Raw genomic sequence first — 15,794 nt, 5'->3', positions numbered from 1 at the left:
GCCGACTTAAGCGCGCCACGCCCTGGGCACGTGGCGGAACGGCAGCGCCAGGAGGTCGAGCGCAGCGGGCCCTGGCGTGTCGCATTCCACGATGGCGCTGCAGCGCGAGGCGAAAGCCGCCCGGAAGTGGTTCTTCGCCTTGTTCGCGAGGATCCGCACGCCCGAGAGGTCGATGCCGTGCAGCTCGAAGAAGGCCGGGTCGACCGCGGCTTCCTTGCGGCTCGTGATCACCACGCGCAGCTTCCCCGCCCGCAGTACGGCCGTCGGGCCGAGGTCCACAGGTGCGCCGTGCTCCATCGGCCCGGTATTGAGGAACTGCCCGGCCGTTAGCGTCTCCACCACGCCGGTGAAGGGCACGGGCGGACCGAAATCGGACGTGGTGCGCCCGGCCAGCGGGCGCGCGATGGCGCCGCCCACGCCCGCCTGCTGCGCCGCCATCACGGCCTCCGGATCATGCAGGAAGCAATAGACGGTCTCGACCTGGAGCTTCGCGCCGAGCAGCACGCGCAGCAGGCCGGGGGTATCCGCCACCCCGCCGGAGAGCGGGTTGTCCGCGGGATCCAGCAGCGCGACCAGCCCGGCCGGCGCAGCCAGCGCCTTCTCCAGCGCCTCCTCCGGCGTTGGCAGGGTCACGGCGAAACGGTCGCGGCGCCTGTCGATCTCGGCCACCAGCTCACGCGCCAGGGCGCGGGCCGAGCGATGGTCCTCCGCCCAGACCATGGCGGAGGGCCCGGCGGTCGGCGTGTCGCCCCAGGCGAAGCCGCCGAAGAGAGAGGCATCCAGGATGGGCTTGCGCTCGGCCCTCCAGGCCTCAGCCCAGACCTCGGCCATGGGGCCGTCGGCATCGCGCATGTGGAAGGAATGCAGCACCACCGGCAGCTTGGCGATGGCGCCGTGGATGGGCTCGCCCGCGAGGCCGCGCTCCAGCAAAAGCAGCGCGCGCATCGCGGCACGGTCCATGTCGACATGCGGATAGGTGCGGTAGACCGAGGCGCCATCGAGCAGCGCCGCCACCTGCGGCGACATGTTGCCGTGGAAGTCGAAGCTCGCGACCAGCTTCACCTGCGGCCCGATCAGCGCGCGCACGCGGCGAATGGTGGTGAGGTCGGCTTCGGGATCGCTCTCCGTCAGGCAAGCGCCGTGGAGCGAGAGGTAGACGCCGTCGAAGCCGCCCTCCGAGAGGCCGGCCTCGACCTCGGAGATCCAGGCGTCATAGGCATCGTCGGTCATGGGGCCGCCGGGCTGGGCGGCCGTGCAGCGCAGGATGGTGGCGCTCCAGTCCGGCCGCTCGGCCAAGAAGGCATCGACGGCGCCGAGCTCGGTCGCCGTGCCGCGATAGAGGCGAAGCGCCTCGGTCCCCGCCGTCCATTCGCGCCCCTGGAAGGCGGCGAGAGGCGTGGGGACGGGCGAGAAGGAATTGCCCTCGAACCAGAGGCGGGCGACCGCGATCTTCGGCATGGGGAAAGTTAAGCTCAGCGCCCCTGCTGCGTGGTTCGCGGCTGGGACGCGGCCTGGCCCGTGCCGCTGAAGTTCTGGTTGAACTGCTGCTGCCGCTGGGCGCGGGCGGCGCGATCCGCGGCCACCGTGCCGGGCGAGGGCGCCACATTGCGCGCATTGTTCAGATCCTGGCCCATCGTCCAGTTCTGCCCGTGGATCGCCCCGCTGCCGCTGGAGCTGGTGCCCTGCGCGAAGGCCGAGGGGGCCAGGGCGGAAAGCAGGACGGTCATGATGGCCAGAGCGCGCATGCTGGGTCCTTCCAGGGTCATCTCGAGGGCGACAGAGTTAGCGCCTGATCCACCTTGGCGGAATCGCCGAAGTGGTGAGCAGTTGCTCAGACGTCGCTGAAGCGTGATCGGCGAAAGCGGATCACGCTTTAGCCCGGCCCCGCGCCTCGCGCCAGGACCGGGCTTTCGGCGCCCTGCTCAACGGGTCTGCAGGGAGGTCCGGCGCACCGGGGTGCCCACGCCGCTGTAGTACCGGTTGAATTGGGCCTGGCGCTGCGCGCGGGCGTTACGGTCCTTCATCCGGGGGCTGGTCTGCGGGGTCATGGCATCCAGGCTGTTCAGGTCCTGGCCCATGTTCCAGGCCTGGCCATGGTACACGCCCTGGGCGGTCACCTGCTGGGCGGAGGCGGGGGCGGCGGCCAGGCCGATGGTGGCCACCAGGATCAGGGCGGAGAAACCGATGCGGCGCATGACACTGTCCTTCGTCTCGGTGGCGGGGCCCGATGCCCCGCCGGTGAGAGAAGGAATAAGCCGCGGCTCACGATAGGCGTGAGACCGAGTTTTCTATTTCCACAATAGGTTTTGCCTATCGTCAGACGCTCTGCAGCAGCCCCGCAAAGAGCTTGGCGCGCGGCACGAGGCTGCTCACCTGCACGTGCTCCTCGAGCGTATGCGCCAGCGCGCCGACGATGCCGAGGCCGTCCAGAGTCGGGATGCCCATGGCCCCGGTGAAGTTGCCGTCCGAGCCGCCGCCGGCCGACTGGTGCGGCAGGGCGAAGCCCAGGCGCTTGGCGATGCCCTCGGCCGTCGCGTGCAGGGCCAGGACCTTGGCATCCGGCTCCCAGACCGGGCGCGTCACGCCGCGCTTCACTTCGAGCTGCACGTCGTTGCCGCTGGCCTTGAGCGCCAGCATCTTCTCGACCGCCGCGTCGAGGTCTTCCTGCCGCTTGGCCATGGAGAGGCTCTCGGCATCGCAATAGGTGGCGACGCAGTTCACCCACTGCCCGCCATGGATGACGCCGACCGAGAAGGTGCAGGCCTCGGTCGTCATCTCCTCGATGGCAACGATCTGCTTCGCCATCTCGCGGATGGCGCTGCGGCCCTCGCCCAGGCGCGCGCCGGCATGGCTCGGCCGGCCCGTGGTGCGGAGGTTGAAGCGCGCGATGGCGTAGCGGCCCGTGACCACGCCGCCATCCGGCCGCGCGGGCTCGGGCACCAGCACGATGGAGTGGCGCGACGCCTCGGCCTCGATGAGGTCGCGCGTCGAGGGGCTGCCGATCTCCTCGTCGGAGGTCAGCAGCACGGTGACGGGCTTGGACGTCGCGATCCCCGCCATGGCGAGCTGCCTGATCGCCTCGATGGCGAGGTAGGTGCCGCCCTTCATGTCCTGGATGCCGGGGCCGTAGGCCTTGTCGCCCTCGCGGCGGAAGGCCAGGCCGTTCTTCAGCGTGCCGACCGGATGCACCGTGTCGAGATGCGCGAGCACCAGGATGCCGGGCTCCTTGCTCGGATGCGGGAAGCGCGCGCGCACGCAGTCGCCCAGGCCCATGCGGCCGGGGATGGTCTCCACGCTCGCGCCCATGATGGCGAGGTGCCGCGCCGCGAGCGCCATCATGCGGTTCACGGCGGCGGCGTCATGCGTCGGGCTCTCGCACTCGACCCAGGTGCGGAGGCCCGCGAGCATCTCCTCGGCGTCGAAGGGCAGGTCGAGCTTGGCTTCCATGAATTCCTCGTTTCGTATGGCGGCATCGCCAGGGGAATCAGGATGCGTCTGCTCGTCGCCAATGCCAACACCACCGAGGCCATCACGCAGCTCTGCGCGGATTCCGCCCGCGCGGCGGCAGCAGCGGGGACGGAGATCGTCCCCGCCACGCCGCGATTCGGGCCCGAGGTCATCTCCACCCGCGCCGAGAACATCGTCGCCGGGCACGCGCTGCTGGAACTGCTGGCGGAGCATGCGGGCCAGGTCGACGCCGTGCTGCTCGCGGTCAGCCACGACACGGCGCTGGAGGCGGCGCGGCAGCTCATGCCCTGCCCGGTGGTCGCGATGACGGAGGCTGCGTGCTTCATGGCTTGCCTCCTCGGCGGCCGCTTCGGCCTCGTCACCTTCGGCGGCGTGGAGACCTACCGGGAGCGCATCGCCGCGCACGGCCTCGCGGACCGGCTCGCCAGCCTCGTCAGCGTGAACGCGACGCCGCAGGAGAGCGTGCGCGATCCGGAAGGCGTGGCGCGGAAGGTGGCGGGCGGCATCGCGAAGGCCGTGTCGGAGGGCGCGGATGCGGTGATCCTCAGCGGCGCCGCGCTGGCCGGCATGGCGCCGAAGCTGCAGGCGGAAGCGCCGGTGCCGCTGCTGGACGGGATCGCCTGCGGCGTGAAGCTCTGCGAGGCGCTGGTGACGCTCGGCCTGCCCAAGCCGCGCACGGGCAGCTACGCGGCGCCGGCCGGGCGCGTGACGAGCGGGCTTTCGCCCGCGCTGGCGGCGATGCTGAAGGCTTGAGCCGCCGATCCGCCGCTCCGGCGATGCCGCCTTCGCGGATCGGGCGCTAACGCGAGGCCTTGAGATTGAAGAGCCCCGCGCCGACCACCAGAACGGCGCCCGCCACCGTCAACGGTGCCAGCCGCTCGCCGAAGACGATGACGCCGGCGGCCGAGGCGAAGATCAGCTGGAAATAGGCCAGTGGCTGCAGCCGGCTCGCCTCCGCCGCCGCCAGCGCGCGGATGAGCAGGTAGTGCCCCATGGCGCCTGAGACGCAGAGCAGCCCCATCCAGAACCAGTCATGCATGGCGATGGGCGTCCAGATCCACGGCGTGGCCAGGGTGATGGCCGCGGCGCCCGCGAGGCCGGTGTAGAAGAAGCTCGTCTCCGGCGCGTCGTGCAGGCCCACCACGCGCGTCAGCAGCCCATAGGCCGCGAAGTTGAGCGCCGCGAGCAGCACGAGCAGCGAGGCGGGCGAGAAGAGTCCCGCGCCGGGCCGCAGGATGATGAGAACGCCCACCGCGCCCACGCCGATGGCGATCCATCGCCGCAACGTCACGCGCTCCCCCAGCACGGGACCGGCAAGGGCTGCGATGACGAGCGGATAGCAAGCGAAGATCGCATGCGCCTCGACGAGGCCGAGCAGGGTGAAGGACTTCACCATCATCCAGACCTGCACGACCAGCATCACCCCGCGCAGGGCTTGCAGGAAGGGCCGCTGGCTGCGGACGACCTGCCTGAGCCCGCCAGGCGCGCGCACCGCGCGCACCACCACGAAAGCCGCGAAGAACCAGTACCGGATGAGCAGGACGCCGAGCACGGAATAGCTCGCCGCCAGATAGCGGGAGAGCGCATCCTGCGTTCCGAAGACGAACATCGCCGCGACCATGAGCGCCATGCCGAGGCGCGTGCCGCTCGGTTGGGGAGGCGGCAAAACCCTATTCCGCGAGCGGCCCGGCGCCCCCCTCACGCAGGCGGCCTCGCGCTCGAAGGGCTTCCAGGTCGGGCGGCATCAGCTGGGTGGACATCCGCCCAGGCTAGAAAGCGGCCGGCCGCCACGCAATGGCATGCTGCAGTGCGAAACGCTCTGCACGCAGTCTCCTGCCCGAGGGCGGCCAAGAAGCTTGACGAAGATGACAATCACGCCATCTTTAGCGGCGATGATGGAATTCAGACCTTGCCCTCGCCGGAAGGCCATCGGCATCGGCTGCATCGCCCTGGGGCCGGTGGGGCTGATCCTGCCGATCATGCCCGGATTCATCTTCGTCGCCCTGGGTACCTTCATCCTGCGTGACCAGTATGCGTGGGCCCAGCGCAGCGTGCGGGTCGTCGACCGGCGTTGGCCGCACCTGATGCCGAGCATCGTGGAGCGCGAGAGCCGGGCCATGGCCTGGGGCGACCGGCAGATCACCCGCGTGAAGGGCGTCTTCCGCCTGCGCTGACCTCAGCCCGCCTTCTTCCAGGCCAGGAGCTTGCGGTAGATCGTGCTGGGGTTGACCTGCAGCAGCGCCGCCGCGCGCGGCACGTCCTGCCCCGTATGCTCCAGGGCCTCTAGGATCAGGCGCCGCTCCGATACCGCCAGGGGCTCGATCCGCGGGGGGTCAGGCGCGGGGCGCGGGTCCGGTTCGGCCGGGGCGTCGTGCAGCAGCAGCGCGGGCAGCATGGCCCGCGTTACCAGCGGGCCCTGGTGCAGCACCACCGCGTTCCGCAGCACGTTCTGGAGCTGGCGGACATTGCCGGGCCAGGGATAGGCGCGGATCGCGGCCTCCGCCTCGCCGTCGAAGCCCTCGAAGTCCTTGCGTTCCTCGCGGCCGTACAGGGCCAGGAGATGGCGCGCGATGAGGATCACATCCTCGCCGCGCGTGCGCAGGGGCGGCATCTCGATCGGCACGACATAGAGCCGGTAGTAGAGATCCTCGCGGAAGCGCCCGGCCTGGACCTCCTGCAGGATGTCGCGATGGGTGGCGCAGACGAGGCGCACATCCACCCGCTCAGGCTTCGTGCCGCCGAGCGGCGTCACCACCCCGGTCTGCACGAAGCGCAGCAGCTTCACCTGCATTTCGGCCGGCATCTCGCCGATCTCGTCGAGGAAGAGCGTGCCCCCATCCGCCGCCTGGGCGGCGCCGGCACGGTCGGCCGCCGCGCCGGTGAAGGCGCCCTTCACATGGCCGAAGATCTCGCTTTCCAGCAGGTCGCGGGGGATGGCGCCGCAGTTCAGGGCCACGAGCCGCTTGCCGGCGCGCGGCGAGGCGCGGTGCAGCGCCTCGGCCACCAGCTCCTTGCCGGTGCCGCTCTCGCCCGTCACGAAGACGGTGGCGCGGGAGGGCGCGGCGCTCTCGATGGTGCGGTAGACCGCCTGCATGGCGGGCGAGGCCCCGATGAAGCCATGGAAGCGCGCCCGGCCCAGCTCGTTCTGGGCGGCGTCCAGCTGGCGGCGCAGCAGCCGCTTCTCCAGCGCGTTCTCCAGCGTCACGCGCAGGCGCTCGGAGGAATAGGGCTTGAGGATGAAGTCGGCCGCGCCCTCGCGCATCGCCTCGACGGCCGCGTTCACCGAGCCGTGGGCGGTCAGCACGATCAGCGCCGCCTCCACCGCCTCGGCCCGAAGGCGGCGCATCAGCTCGATGCCCGAAAAATCCGGCAGGACGAGATCGACCAGGATGGCGTCCGGCCGCCAGGCGATGGCCGCGGCCAGGGCCTTCGCACCCGTCTCGGCGTGACGAATCTCGTGGCCCTGCTCGCGCAGCACGGCCTTCGCGATTTCGGCCTGGCTCGGCGTATCCTCGACGAGAAGGATCCGCCCCCGCATCAGTGGATCAGGGCGTGCAGCGCCTCGAGCGCTCCCTTCGCCTCCGCGAGGAGGCGGGGCAGCACGGTCGCTCCAGGCTCGGGCTGCCGGTGGTCCATGGCGATGCGGGCCTCCCGCTCCAGCCCCAGGGCGCCGACCGCGGCGGCCGCGCCGGCGAGGCTGTGCGCCGCGCGCATGTATCCGTCGAGGTCGCCCTTCTCATGCGCCTCGCGCAGCTCCCCCACGAGGCGGCCGAGATCCTCCTCGAAGGTCGCGATGATCGTGCGGAACACGTCGGGCGGGAGGTCGTCGGCCAACTGTTTCGCAACGCTTGGGTCTAGCGCACTCATGACGACGCATGACTGCATTCCGGAAGGTGCAACGTCAACAGTGCGATTCCAGCGCCAGCCGCGGCTTTCGTCGAGAAGGTTGACGGCCCCCCTGGGCAGGACTACGCATGGATGGTCCTCGCGATTTGTCCGGCCAGCTTGCGGCGAGGTCCCAACCGGGTCGCGGCCCCCCTTCTCCGGGAAGGCCGCGGAAAACAAGCGCGCTAAACGGCCCGGGACCGCCTTTCGGGGCGATCCCACACCCGTGACAGGGTGCCGGACGCCTGTGTTCCGAAGGGTGTCGATCCTCATGTCCCAGAAGTATCGCCCGGCTACCCAGCTCGTTCGCGGCGGCCTCACGCGCTCCAATCACGCCGAGACCTCCGAGGCGATGTATCTCACCTCCGGCTTCGTCTACGACAGCGCCGAGCAGGCCGAGGCGACCTTCAAGAACGAGATCGCGCACTACCAGTACAGCCGCTTCGCCAACCCCACCACGACCATGCTGGAAGAGAAGCTGGCCCTTCTCGAAGGCGCCGACCTCTGTCGGCTGATGGCGACGGGCATGGCGGCGGTGCATTCGGCCCTGCTTTCCCATCTCAAGACCGGCGACCGGCTGGTGGCCTCGCGCGCCCTTTTCGGTTCCTGCCATTGGATCGTGACGACGCTGCTGCCGCGCTACGGTATCGAGTCCGAGTTCGTGGACGGCGGCGACCTCGCGCAGTGGAAGGCCGCGCTGAGCAAGCCCGCGGCGATGGTGCTGCTGGAGACCCCGTCCAACCCGATGCTCGAGCTGGTGGATCTGCCGGCCGTGGCCAAGCTGGCCCATGAGGCCGGCGCGCTGGTCGTGGTGGACAATGTCTTCGCCACCCCCCTGCTGCAGCGGCCCTTGGAGTTGGGCGCCGACATCGTCGTCTATTCCACGACGAAGCACATGGACGGCCAGGGCCGCGTCCTGGGCGGCGCGGTGCTCGGGCCGAAGAAGTGGGTCGAGGAGACCCTGATGCCCTTCATCCGCAACACCGGCCCCGCCATGTCCCCCTTCAACGCCTGGGTGGTGCTGAAGGGGCTCGAGACGCTGAAGCTCCGCGTCGACCAGATGTGCCGCAACGCGGCCGCCGTGGCGGACTTCCTCTCCGAGCGGACCGAGGTGAAGCGCGTCCTCTACCCCTTCCGGGCCGACCATCCGCAGCACGCCCTGGCCGTGAAGCAGATGTCCGCCGGCGGCACGCTCGTCACCTTCGAGCTGAAGGGCGGCAAGGCGGAGACCTTCCGCTTCATGAACGCGCTGAAGCTCGTGGACATCTCGAACAACCTCGGCGACGCCAAGTCCATGGTGACGCACCCGGCCACCACCACGCATATGCGCGTGGCGCCGGAGGAGCGCGCGCGCCTCGGCATCACCGAGGGCACGGTGCGCCTCTCGGTCGGCCTCGAAGACGTGGCCGACATCATCGAGGACCTGGCCGAGGCGCTGGACGCCATCGGCGCCGGCGCCTCGGCGCGCGCGGCGGAGTAACCTGCATGACGGTCGAGACCTGGATCGCCTTCCTGCTGGCCTCGGCCGCGATGCTCGCGATCCCGGGCCCGACCATCCTGCTGGTCATCGGCCAGTCGCTGGGGGCGGGGCGCGGGCGCGCCCTGCCGCTGGTGGCCGGCGTCGCGCTGGGCGACCTCACGGCCATCACGCTGTCCCTGGCGGGGCTGGGCGCGCTGCTCGCGGCCTCCAGCCTGGCCTTCGCCATTCTCAAATGGGCGGGCGCGGCCTATCTGATCTGGCTCGGGGTCAAGCTGTGGCGGGCCCCCGTGGCCCAGGCCGCGGCACCGCCGCTCAGCGCGCGGCGGGCCATGCGCGACGCCTATGTGGTCACCGCGCTCAACCCCAAGAGCATCGCCTTCTTCGTGGCCTTCGTTCCGCAGTTCCTCGACGGCACACGCCCCTTCCTGCCCCAGGCCGCCATCCTGGTCGCGAGCTTCGTGACGCTGGCATCGGCCAACGCGCTGGCCTACGCGCTGTTGGCGGGCCGGATGTCGGGGCTGGTGACGCGCCCCGCCGTGCGGCGCGGCTTCAACCGGATCGGCGGCTCCATGCTCATCGGGGCGGGCGTGGCCACGGCCGCGATGCGACGCGCGTGAAGCCCTATTCCGCCACCACGCGGGGCGTTCGCGTCACCGTCCGGGCCTTCTACCTCGACGACCAGTCCAAGCCAGAAGAGGGCCAGTACGTCTGGGCCTACAAGGTCGAGATCACCAACGAGGGGCCGGCCGCGGTCCAGCTCCTGCGCCGCACCTGGCTCATTACCGATGCTCAGGGCCGCACGATCCGCGTCCATGGCGAGGGCGTGGTGGGCGAGCAGCCCGTGCTCGAGCCGGGCGAGAGCTTCGACTACACTTCCGGCACGCCCCTTGGCACGCCCTCGGGCTTCATGCGCGGCACCTATCACATGCAGGTGGTGGCGACCGGCGAGAGCTTCGACGCCCTGGTGCCTCCCTTCTCGCTGGACAGCCCGCACCAGGCCGGCGGGGTCCATTGAGGTGCTGACGATCCGGCGGAACGGCCCGCCTTCCGGGCGCACGCCACGATCTCCTGCGAGGAACTGCGGGTGGCGGCCTGAGCTTGCACCACAGCCAGCCTTGACCATGTTCCCGACCAGAGAAGCGAAAGTCACAACGCCATGAACCACCAGGCGCCGCCCGACCGGAAGCCGGACGAGGGGACGAAGAGCCCCACGAAGCCGACGCGCGAGGAAGCCGAGGCCGCGGTCCGCACCCTGCTGCTCTGGGCCGGCGACGACCCGGACCGCGAGGGCCTGCTCGACACGCCCGCCCGCGTCGTCCGCTCCTACGAGGAATTCTTCGCCGGCTATGGCGACGACCCCGAGGAGATGCTCGCCCGCTCCTTCGAGGAAACGGACGGCTATGACGAGATGGTCGTGCTGCGGGACATCCGGCTCGAGAGCTATTGCGAGCACCACATGGTTCCCATCATCGGCAAGGCCCATGTCGGCTACCTGCCGGATGGCAAGGTGGTGGGCATCTCCAAGCTCGCCCGCGTTATCGACGCCTATGCCAAGCGCCTGCAGATCCAGGAAAAGCTGACCTCGCAGATCGCCAATACGATCGAGAGCGTGCTGCAGCCCAAGGGCGTCGCCGTGGTGATCGAGGCGGGGCACCAGTGCATGACCACGCGCGGCGTCCACAAGACGGGCGTCTCCATGGTCACCTCACGCATGCTCGGCGCGTTCCGGACCAATGACAGCACCCGCCGGGAATTCCTCGCGATGATCGGCGGCCAGCGCGGCGGCGGGCTGGAGGGCTGATCCGGCCGCCGACGGCCTCCCCGCGCCATTTCCTCCGCGCGTAGGCCGTCGCTTGCGCTTTGCAAGGGTTGCATCCCGCATCGAATGGTTTAGTCCGATGCGACGCACCCTGCAGAGGCCCAATGACGGATATCCGCATCGCCCCTTCGCTGCTGGCAGCTGACTTTGCCCGCCTGGGGGAAGAGGTGCGCGCGGTCGAAGCGGCCGGCGCGGACTGGCTCCATCTCGACATCATGGACGGGCACTTCGTCCCGAACATCAGCTTCGGGCCCAGTCTGATCAAGGCCTTGCGGCCCCATTGCCGCCTCCCTTTCGATGTCCACCTGATGATCGCGCCGGCCGATCCCTACCTGGCTGCCTTCGCGGATGCCGGGGCCGACATCATCAGCCTGCACCCTGAGGCGGGGCCGCATCTGCATCGCAGCCTCCAGACCATCCAGGCCCTCGGCAAGAAGGCGGGCGTGGTGCTGAACCCGGCGACGCCGGTGGACAGCCTCACCCATGTCATGGACCTCGTGGACCTGATCCTCGTCATGTCCGTGAACCCCGGCTTCGGCGGGCAGAGCTTTCTTTCCAGCCAGCTGAGCAAGATCGCGACGCTGCGTCGCATGATCGACGCCTCCGGCCGCGAGATCGCGCTCCAGGTCGATGGCGGCGTCACCGCCAGGACGGCGCCGGACTGCATCGCCGCCGGGGCCGACGTGCTGGTCGCGGGGACGGCCGTCTTCGGCGCGCCCGACTATGCCTCCGCCATCGCCGCCCTGAAGAAGGGAGGCGCCTGATGTCCGATGTGATCCGCAACGCGCGGCTCCTCCTCGCCAAGCTCAAGCCCGTTCGCGTCCCCGACGCGCCCGCCCGCGCCTTCCGCGATCTCTGGCCCGGCGATGCCAACCGCGGCGCCCGCCTGCTACGCGGCGAGTTCGAGGTGCAGGGCAGCGCCCGCATCCTGGACGATTGGAGCCCGGCCGCCGGCCCGGTCCTCTGGCGCCAATGCGCCCATGGCTTCGCCTGGCTGCGGGACCTCCGCATGCTCGGCACCGATGCCGCCCGGGTGAAGGCGCGCGACCTCGCCGAGGATTGGCTGGCGCGCGGCGCCGCCGAGCCCATGGCCATGGCGCCCGAGGTCGCGGCCGCGCGCATCTCCGCCTGGCTCGGCCATTGGGACTTCCTGGCCGCGACCGCCGAGGACGGCTTCCGCCGCGCGCTCATGCAGCGCATGGCGCTGGACGGCCGCGCCATCGTGGCGGGACTGCCGGCCGAGGCCGCGCATCGCGGCGGGCTGGTCGTGCTCAAGGGCACCATCGCTGCCGCCGTGGCGCTGGAGGAAGAAGCCTGGCTGACCCGCGCCCTGCGCTTCCTGCCGGGCGAGCTGGAGCGCCAGTTCCACACCGATGGCGGCCATGTGGAGCGCAGCCCCGCGACCCAGCTCCTGGCACTTCAGGATCTGATCGAGATCCGCAACCTGCTCAACGGCTGTGGCGTGAACTCCCCGCCGCAGCTCTCCACGGCGCTGGACCGCGCCGGGCAGGCGCTGCGCCTTTTCCGCCATGGCGACATGGCGCTGGCCCTGTTCAACGGCACGCGCGAGGAAGCGCCGGCGCTGGTCGACGTGGTCCTCACCCAGGGCCAGGCCAAGGGCCGCGCGCCCCTCTCGCTGGAGGAGACGGGCTTCCATCGCCTCGCCGCCGGACGGACGCTCATCCTCGCCGATTGCGGCGCGCCGCCGCCGGGCCGGGCGCCGGATGCGCTTTCCGGCCTGCCCCGCGGGGCGGACCGCAACGCCCACGCGGGCACGCTGTCCTTCGAGATGTCGGTCGGCCGCGACCGCCTGGTCGTGAATTGCGGCGCCGCCCCGGCCGCCGAGGGCGGCTGGCGGGACGCGCTGCGCGGCACCGCCGCCCATTCCACCCTCATCCTCGACGACACCAACAGCAGCGAGCTGAAGCCCGAAGGGCTCGGCCGCCGGCCTGAGCGCGTGGAGATCGAGCGGCAGGAAGCCAATGGCGCGCAGTGGCTGGAGGCCGGGCATGACGGCTACCGCCGTACCCATGGCGTCATCCACCGCCGCCGCCTCTACCTCTCCGAGACCGGCGACGACCTGCGCGGCGAGGATGCGCTGGAACCTTTCCCGGGCCCTGCCGTGCCCTGGACCATCCGCTTCCACCTGCATCCCGGCGTGACCGCCGTGCTGCAGGAGGAGGAGGGCGGCGTCCTCATGCGGCTGCCCGGCGGCCAGGGCTGGCGCTTCCGAGCGCGCGGCGCGCGGATCGAGCTGGAAGAGAGCATCTACCTGGCCGCCGAGCCGCGCCGGACCAGCCAGATCGTCCTGACCTCCGACGGCGAGGCCGAGACGGTGCAATGGGCCATCAGCCGCGTCGTCTCGGGCGGGAATCACGAATCCGGCGGGGACGGCTGAGCCCGTCCATCTCCGGGTGAAGATCCTCGAGCTCACCAATGTCGATTTCTCGCTCCGGCACTTCCTTCTGCCGGTGATGCGGGGCGCGCGTGCGCGCGGGCATGAGGTGGTGGGCATCTCGGCCGAGGGGCCGCTGCTCGACGTCCCGCGCGCCGAGGGGTTTCGCATCATCCCCGTGCCGCTGGCTCGCAGCCTGAACCCGCGCGCCCATATCCCGGCCTTCCGCGAGCTCCGCCGCATCATGCGGGAGGAGAAGTTCGACCTGGTGCACGCGCACATGCCCATCTCCGGCTTCCTGGCGCGGATGGCGGCCAAGGTGGAGGGCGTGCCGCACGTCGCCTATACCTGCCACGGCTTCCTGTTCAACCAGCCGGGGCCGATCTGGCGGCGGGGCCTTTCGCTGGGCGTCGAATGGCTGGGCGGACGGATGACCGACACCTTCCTCACCGTCAGCGAGGAGGAGGCCGCCGATGCCCGGCGCCTCTTCATCCATCGCGGCGCGGTCGCGACCGGCAATGGCCGGGACCCGGCGATCTTCCATCCCGACCCCGCCGCCCGCGCCGCGCTGCGCGCCGAGATGGGGCTTTCCGAGGCGGATTGCGTCGTCATGGGCGCGTCGCGCCTCGTCCGCCATAAGGGCTGGCCAGAGCTGCTGCAGGCCATGGAGCGCGTGCCCGGCGCCCATCTCTGGGTGGTGGGCGAGCGCCTGCCGAGCGACCATGGCGAGGACCTCTCCCCCTATTTCGCCCGTGCTGCCGAGGTGCTGGGCCCGCGCCTGAAGATGCTGGGCTATCGCCACGACGTGCCCCGCTGGCTTCAGGCCGCCGATATCTTCGCCCTGCCGAGCCACTTCGAGGGTCTGCCCATGTCGGTCATCGAGGCCATGCTCACCGGCCTGCCCATCGTCGCCACCGACATCAGCGGGTGCCGCGAGCAGGTGGTTTCCGGCCAGACCGGCTATCTCGTGCCGCCCATGCAGGTTTCGGGCCTCGCCGATGCGTTGGAACGTCTGGCGGGCGACGCCGCGCTGAGGCAGAGGATGGGCGCAGCGGGCCTGGCCCGCGCCAAATCCCTGTTCACCGAGCAGGTCGTGGTGGACCGCACCCTGGACCTTCTTGGCTTATGATGGAGGTCCCCACCATGACCGACGCCCTTCCCATCCGCCGCGCCCTGCTCTCCGTCTCCGACAAGACAGGGATCGTGGAGTTCGCCCGCTTCCTGGCCGCCCGCGGCGCCGAGATCCTCTCCACCGGCGGCACCGCCCAGGCGATCCGCGACGCCGGCATCCCGGTAAAGGACGTCAGCGAGCACACCGGCTTCCCGGAGATCCTGGACGGCCGCGTGAAGACGCTGGTGCCGCAGGTGCATGGCGGCATCCTGGGCCGGCGTGACCTCGCGGACCACCTGGCGCAGATGGACAAGCACGCGATCGCGCCGATCGACCTCGTGGCCGTGAACCTCTACCCCTTCGAGGCGACCGTCGCGAAGGGCGCGGCCTTCGAGGATTGCATCGAGAACATCGACATCGGCGGGCCGGCGATGATCCGCAGCGCCGCCAAGAATTTCTCCGGCGTCGTGGTCTGCACCGAGCCCGCGCACCTGGCCCGGGTGACGGCGGACCTGGAGGCGGCCGGCGGCACCTCGCTGGCGTTGCGCAAGGAGCTGGCAGCGGCCGCCTATGCCCGCACCGCGGCCTATGACGCCGCCATCTCCGGCTGGTTCGCCGGACAGCTCGGCCAGGAATTCCCGCCGCGCCTCGCGGTCGCGGGCGTGCTGAAGCAGAGGCTGCGCTACGGCGAGAACCCGCACCAGAAGGCGGGCTTCTACCTGAGCGGCGAGACGCGCGAGGGCATCGCGACGGCCCGGCAGGTGCAGGGCAAGGAACTCTCCTACAACAACCTCAACGACACCGACGCCGCCTATGAATGCGTCGCCGAGTTCGACAAGCCCGCCATCGTCATCGTGAAGCACGCCAACCCCTGCGGCGTGGCCGAGGGCGCGGATCTGGCCTCGGCCTGGGACAAGGCGCTGCTCTGCGACCCCGTCTCGGCCTTCGGCGGCATCGTGGCGGCCAACCGCCCGCTGGACGCCGCGGCGGCCGAGAAGATCGCGGCCATCTTCACCGAGGTCGTGATCGCCCCCGGCGCCGACGAGGCCGCCCAGGCCATCTTCGCCAGGAAGAAGAACCTCCGCCTGCTGCTGACCGGCGGCGTGCCGGACCCGGTCGCCCCTGGCCTGTTCTTCAAGAGCGTGGCGGGCGGCTTCCTCGCCCAGTCGCGCGACGCCGGCCGCGTCACGGCCGAGGCGCTGAAGGTCGTGACCAAGCGCGCGCCGACCGAGGCCGAGATCGCCGACCTGCTCTTCGCCTTCCGCGTCTGCAAGCATGTGAAGTCCAACGCGATCATCTACGCCAAGGGCATGGCCACGGTGGGCATCGGCGCGGGACAGATGAACCGCGTGGAGAGCAGCCGCATCGCCGCCTGGAAGTCCGAGGCCGCCGCCAAGGCCGCCGGCCTGCCCGAGCCGCTGGCCAAGGGCAGCGTGGTCGCCTCCGACGCCTTCTTCCCCTTCGCCGATGGGCTGGAGACGGCGGCTGCGGCGGGCGTGACGGCCGTGATCCAGCCGGGCGGCTCCATCCGCGACAACGAGGTCATCGAGGCGGCGGACAAGGCCGGCCTTGCCATGGTCTTCACCGGGATGCGCCACTTCCGGCACTAAGCACCGCCGCTGATCGCCATCATCGG

At 70.6% G+C, this 15,794-nt stretch carries 17 protein-coding genes; 10 read left to right on the top strand and 7 right to left on the bottom strand.

Going from position 1 to position 15,794, the window contains the following annotated elements; all coding sequences use genetic code 11:
- Positions 1-6 precede the first annotated feature (6 nt).
- The 4 genes from WJM96_RS02645 to WJM96_RS02630 form a co-directional block, all read right to left on the bottom strand.
- Entirely contained in the window at positions 7-1,458 is a 1,452-nt protein-coding gene (locus WJM96_RS02645; RefSeq protein ID WP_424810870.1) for a M81 family metallopeptidase, read from the bottom strand.
- Positions 1,459-1,472: 14 nt separating this feature from the next.
- Positions 1,473-1,745 carry a hypothetical protein gene (locus tag WJM96_RS02640; protein WP_424810869.1) on the bottom strand — a complete coding sequence of 91 codons (273 nt, stop codon included), beginning with the start codon at positions 1,743-1,745 and terminating at the stop codon, positions 1,473-1,475.
- 177 nt (positions 1,746-1,922) lie between these two features.
- Complete coding sequence (locus WJM96_RS02635) at positions 1,923-2,195, bottom strand: hypothetical protein (protein ID WP_424810868.1); 273 nt, start codon at positions 2,193-2,195, stop codon at positions 1,923-1,925.
- A gap of 121 nt (positions 2,196-2,316) precedes the next feature.
- A complete protein-coding gene (locus WJM96_RS02630) occupies positions 2,317-3,447 on the bottom strand; it encodes a M20/M25/M40 family metallo-hydrolase (protein WP_424810867.1) in 1,131 nt (376 codons plus the stop codon).
- Positions 3,448-3,489: 42 nt separating this feature from the next.
- On the opposite strand from WJM96_RS02630, the gene WJM96_RS02625 reads away from it, so the two are divergent.
- Positions 3,490-4,221, top strand: a complete 732-nt coding sequence (locus tag WJM96_RS02625) for an aspartate/glutamate racemase family protein (protein WP_424810866.1) — start codon at positions 3,490-3,492, stop codon at positions 4,219-4,221.
- A 46-nt stretch (positions 4,222-4,267) separates the two neighbouring features.
- On the opposite strand, the gene WJM96_RS02620 is transcribed toward WJM96_RS02625, so the two are convergent.
- Positions 4,268-5,098, bottom strand: a complete 831-nt coding sequence (locus WJM96_RS02620) for a DMT family transporter (RefSeq protein ID WP_424810865.1) — start codon at positions 5,096-5,098, stop codon at positions 4,268-4,270.
- Positions 5,099-5,360: 262 nt separating this feature from the next.
- Here WJM96_RS02620 and WJM96_RS02615 point away from each other — a divergent pair, with 262 nt between their 5' ends.
- Positions 5,361-5,642 carry a hypothetical protein gene (locus tag WJM96_RS02615; RefSeq protein WP_424810864.1) on the top strand — a complete coding sequence of 94 codons (282 nt, stop codon included), beginning with the start codon at positions 5,361-5,363 and terminating at the stop codon, positions 5,640-5,642.
- Positions 5,643-5,644: 2 nt separating this feature from the next.
- Here the strand turns inward: WJM96_RS02615 and WJM96_RS02610 are convergent, their stop codons facing one another.
- Together WJM96_RS02610 and WJM96_RS02605 are read right to left on the bottom strand one after the other, a co-directional pair.
- Positions 5,645-7,006 (bottom strand): sigma-54-dependent transcriptional regulator, encoded by a 1,362-nt coding sequence (locus tag WJM96_RS02610; RefSeq protein WP_424810863.1) that lies wholly within the window; start codon positions 7,004-7,006, stop codon positions 5,645-5,647.
- Positions 7,006-7,302, bottom strand: coding sequence for an Hpt domain-containing protein (locus WJM96_RS02605; protein WP_424810862.1), 297 nt, complete (start codon positions 7,300-7,302; stop codon positions 7,006-7,008). Before WJM96_RS02605 ends, WJM96_RS02610 begins: the two co-directional genes overlap by 1 nt.
- Before the next feature lie 322 nt (positions 7,303-7,624).
- Here WJM96_RS02605 and metZ point away from each other — a divergent pair, with 322 nt between their 5' ends.
- From metZ to purH, 8 genes are all read left to right on the top strand, one after another.
- The gene (gene metZ / locus WJM96_RS02600; protein WP_424810861.1) at positions 7,625-8,833 is read left to right on the top strand and encodes an O-succinylhomoserine sulfhydrylase; all 1,209 of its coding nucleotides are present in this window, start codon (positions 7,625-7,627) and stop codon (positions 8,831-8,833) included.
- Positions 8,834-8,838: 5 nt separating this feature from the next.
- A complete protein-coding gene (locus WJM96_RS02595; protein WP_424810860.1) occupies positions 8,839-9,450 on the top strand; it encodes a LysE family translocator in 612 nt (203 codons plus the stop codon).
- Positions 9,447-9,848, top strand: coding sequence for a Co2+/Mg2+ efflux protein ApaG (gene apaG / locus WJM96_RS02590; RefSeq protein ID WP_424810859.1), 402 nt, complete (start codon positions 9,447-9,449; stop codon positions 9,846-9,848). The genes WJM96_RS02595 and apaG overlap by 4 nt, the downstream gene beginning before the upstream one ends.
- Positions 9,849-9,989: 141 nt before the next feature.
- Positions 9,990-10,634, top strand: a complete 645-nt coding sequence (gene folE, locus WJM96_RS02585) for a GTP cyclohydrolase I FolE (RefSeq protein WP_424810858.1) — start codon at positions 9,990-9,992, stop codon at positions 10,632-10,634.
- 122 nt (positions 10,635-10,756) lie between these two features.
- Positions 10,757-11,416 carry a ribulose-phosphate 3-epimerase gene (rpe, locus tag WJM96_RS02580; protein ID WP_424810857.1) on the top strand — a complete coding sequence of 220 codons (660 nt, stop codon included), beginning with the start codon at positions 10,757-10,759 and terminating at the stop codon, positions 11,414-11,416.
- Positions 11,416-13,050 carry a heparinase II/III family protein gene (locus WJM96_RS02575; protein WP_424810856.1) on the top strand — a complete coding sequence of 545 codons (1,635 nt, stop codon included), beginning with the start codon at positions 11,416-11,418 and terminating at the stop codon, positions 13,048-13,050. Before rpe ends, WJM96_RS02575 begins: the two co-directional genes overlap by 1 nt.
- A gap of 16 nt (positions 13,051-13,066) precedes the next feature.
- Entirely contained in the window at positions 13,067-14,176 is a 1,110-nt protein-coding gene (locus tag WJM96_RS02570; protein WP_424810855.1) for a glycosyltransferase family 4 protein, read from the top strand.
- Positions 14,177-14,190: 14 nt separating this feature from the next.
- Positions 14,191-15,768 (top strand): bifunctional phosphoribosylaminoimidazolecarboxamide formyltransferase/IMP cyclohydrolase, encoded by a 1,578-nt coding sequence (purH, locus tag WJM96_RS02565; RefSeq protein WP_424810854.1) that lies wholly within the window; start codon positions 14,191-14,193, stop codon positions 15,766-15,768.
- Positions 15,769-15,794: the final 26 nt, after the last annotated feature.

Source organism: Roseococcus sp. YIM B11640 (assembly GCF_049727625.1).
Taxonomy (GTDB): domain Bacteria; phylum Pseudomonadota; class Alphaproteobacteria; order Acetobacterales; family Acetobacteraceae; genus Roseococcus.
This window is presented reverse-complemented; position numbering and strand designations above follow the sequence as displayed.

Bases quoted from the DNA above. Each gene is read 5' to 3' on its own strand.
- WJM96_RS02635 (WP_424810868.1), bottom strand. From the start codon at position 2,195: ATGCGCCGCATCGGTTTCTCCGCCCTGATCCTGGTGGCCACCATCGGC.
- WJM96_RS02575 (WP_424810856.1), top strand. From the start codon at position 11,416: ATGTCCGATGTGATCCGCAACGCGCGGCTCCTCCTCGCCAAGCTCAAG.
- metZ (WP_424810861.1), top strand. From the start codon at position 7,625: ATGTCCCAGAAGTATCGCCCGGCTACCCAGCTCGTTCGCGGCGGCCTC.
- WJM96_RS02625 (WP_424810866.1), top strand. From the start codon at position 3,490: ATGCGTCTGCTCGTCGCCAATGCCAACACCACCGAGGCCATCACGCAG.
- folE (WP_424810858.1), top strand. From the start codon at position 9,990: ATGAACCACCAGGCGCCGCCCGACCGGAAGCCGGACGAGGGGACGAAG.
- WJM96_RS02645 (WP_424810870.1), bottom strand. From the start codon at position 1,458: ATGCCGAAGATCGCGGTCGCCCGCCTCTGGTTCGAGGGCAATTCCTTC.
- rpe (WP_424810857.1), top strand. From the start codon at position 10,757: ATGACGGATATCCGCATCGCCCCTTCGCTGCTGGCAGCTGACTTTGCC.
- WJM96_RS02610 (WP_424810863.1), bottom strand. From the start codon at position 7,006: ATGCGGGGGCGGATCCTTCTCGTCGAGGATACGCCGAGCCAGGCCGAA.
- WJM96_RS02620 (WP_424810865.1), bottom strand. From the start codon at position 5,098: ATGGCGCTCATGGTCGCGGCGATGTTCGTCTTCGGAACGCAGGATGCG.
- WJM96_RS02615 (WP_424810864.1), top strand. From the start codon at position 5,361: ATGATGGAATTCAGACCTTGCCCTCGCCGGAAGGCCATCGGCATCGGC.
- WJM96_RS02630 (WP_424810867.1), bottom strand. From the start codon at position 3,447: ATGGAAGCCAAGCTCGACCTGCCCTTCGACGCCGAGGAGATGCTCGCG.
- WJM96_RS02595 (WP_424810860.1), top strand. From the start codon at position 8,839: ATGACGGTCGAGACCTGGATCGCCTTCCTGCTGGCCTCGGCCGCGATG.
- purH (WP_424810854.1), top strand. From the start codon at position 14,191: ATGACCGACGCCCTTCCCATCCGCCGCGCCCTGCTCTCCGTCTCCGAC.
- WJM96_RS02640 (WP_424810869.1), bottom strand. From the start codon at position 1,745: ATGCGCGCTCTGGCCATCATGACCGTCCTGCTTTCCGCCCTGGCCCCC.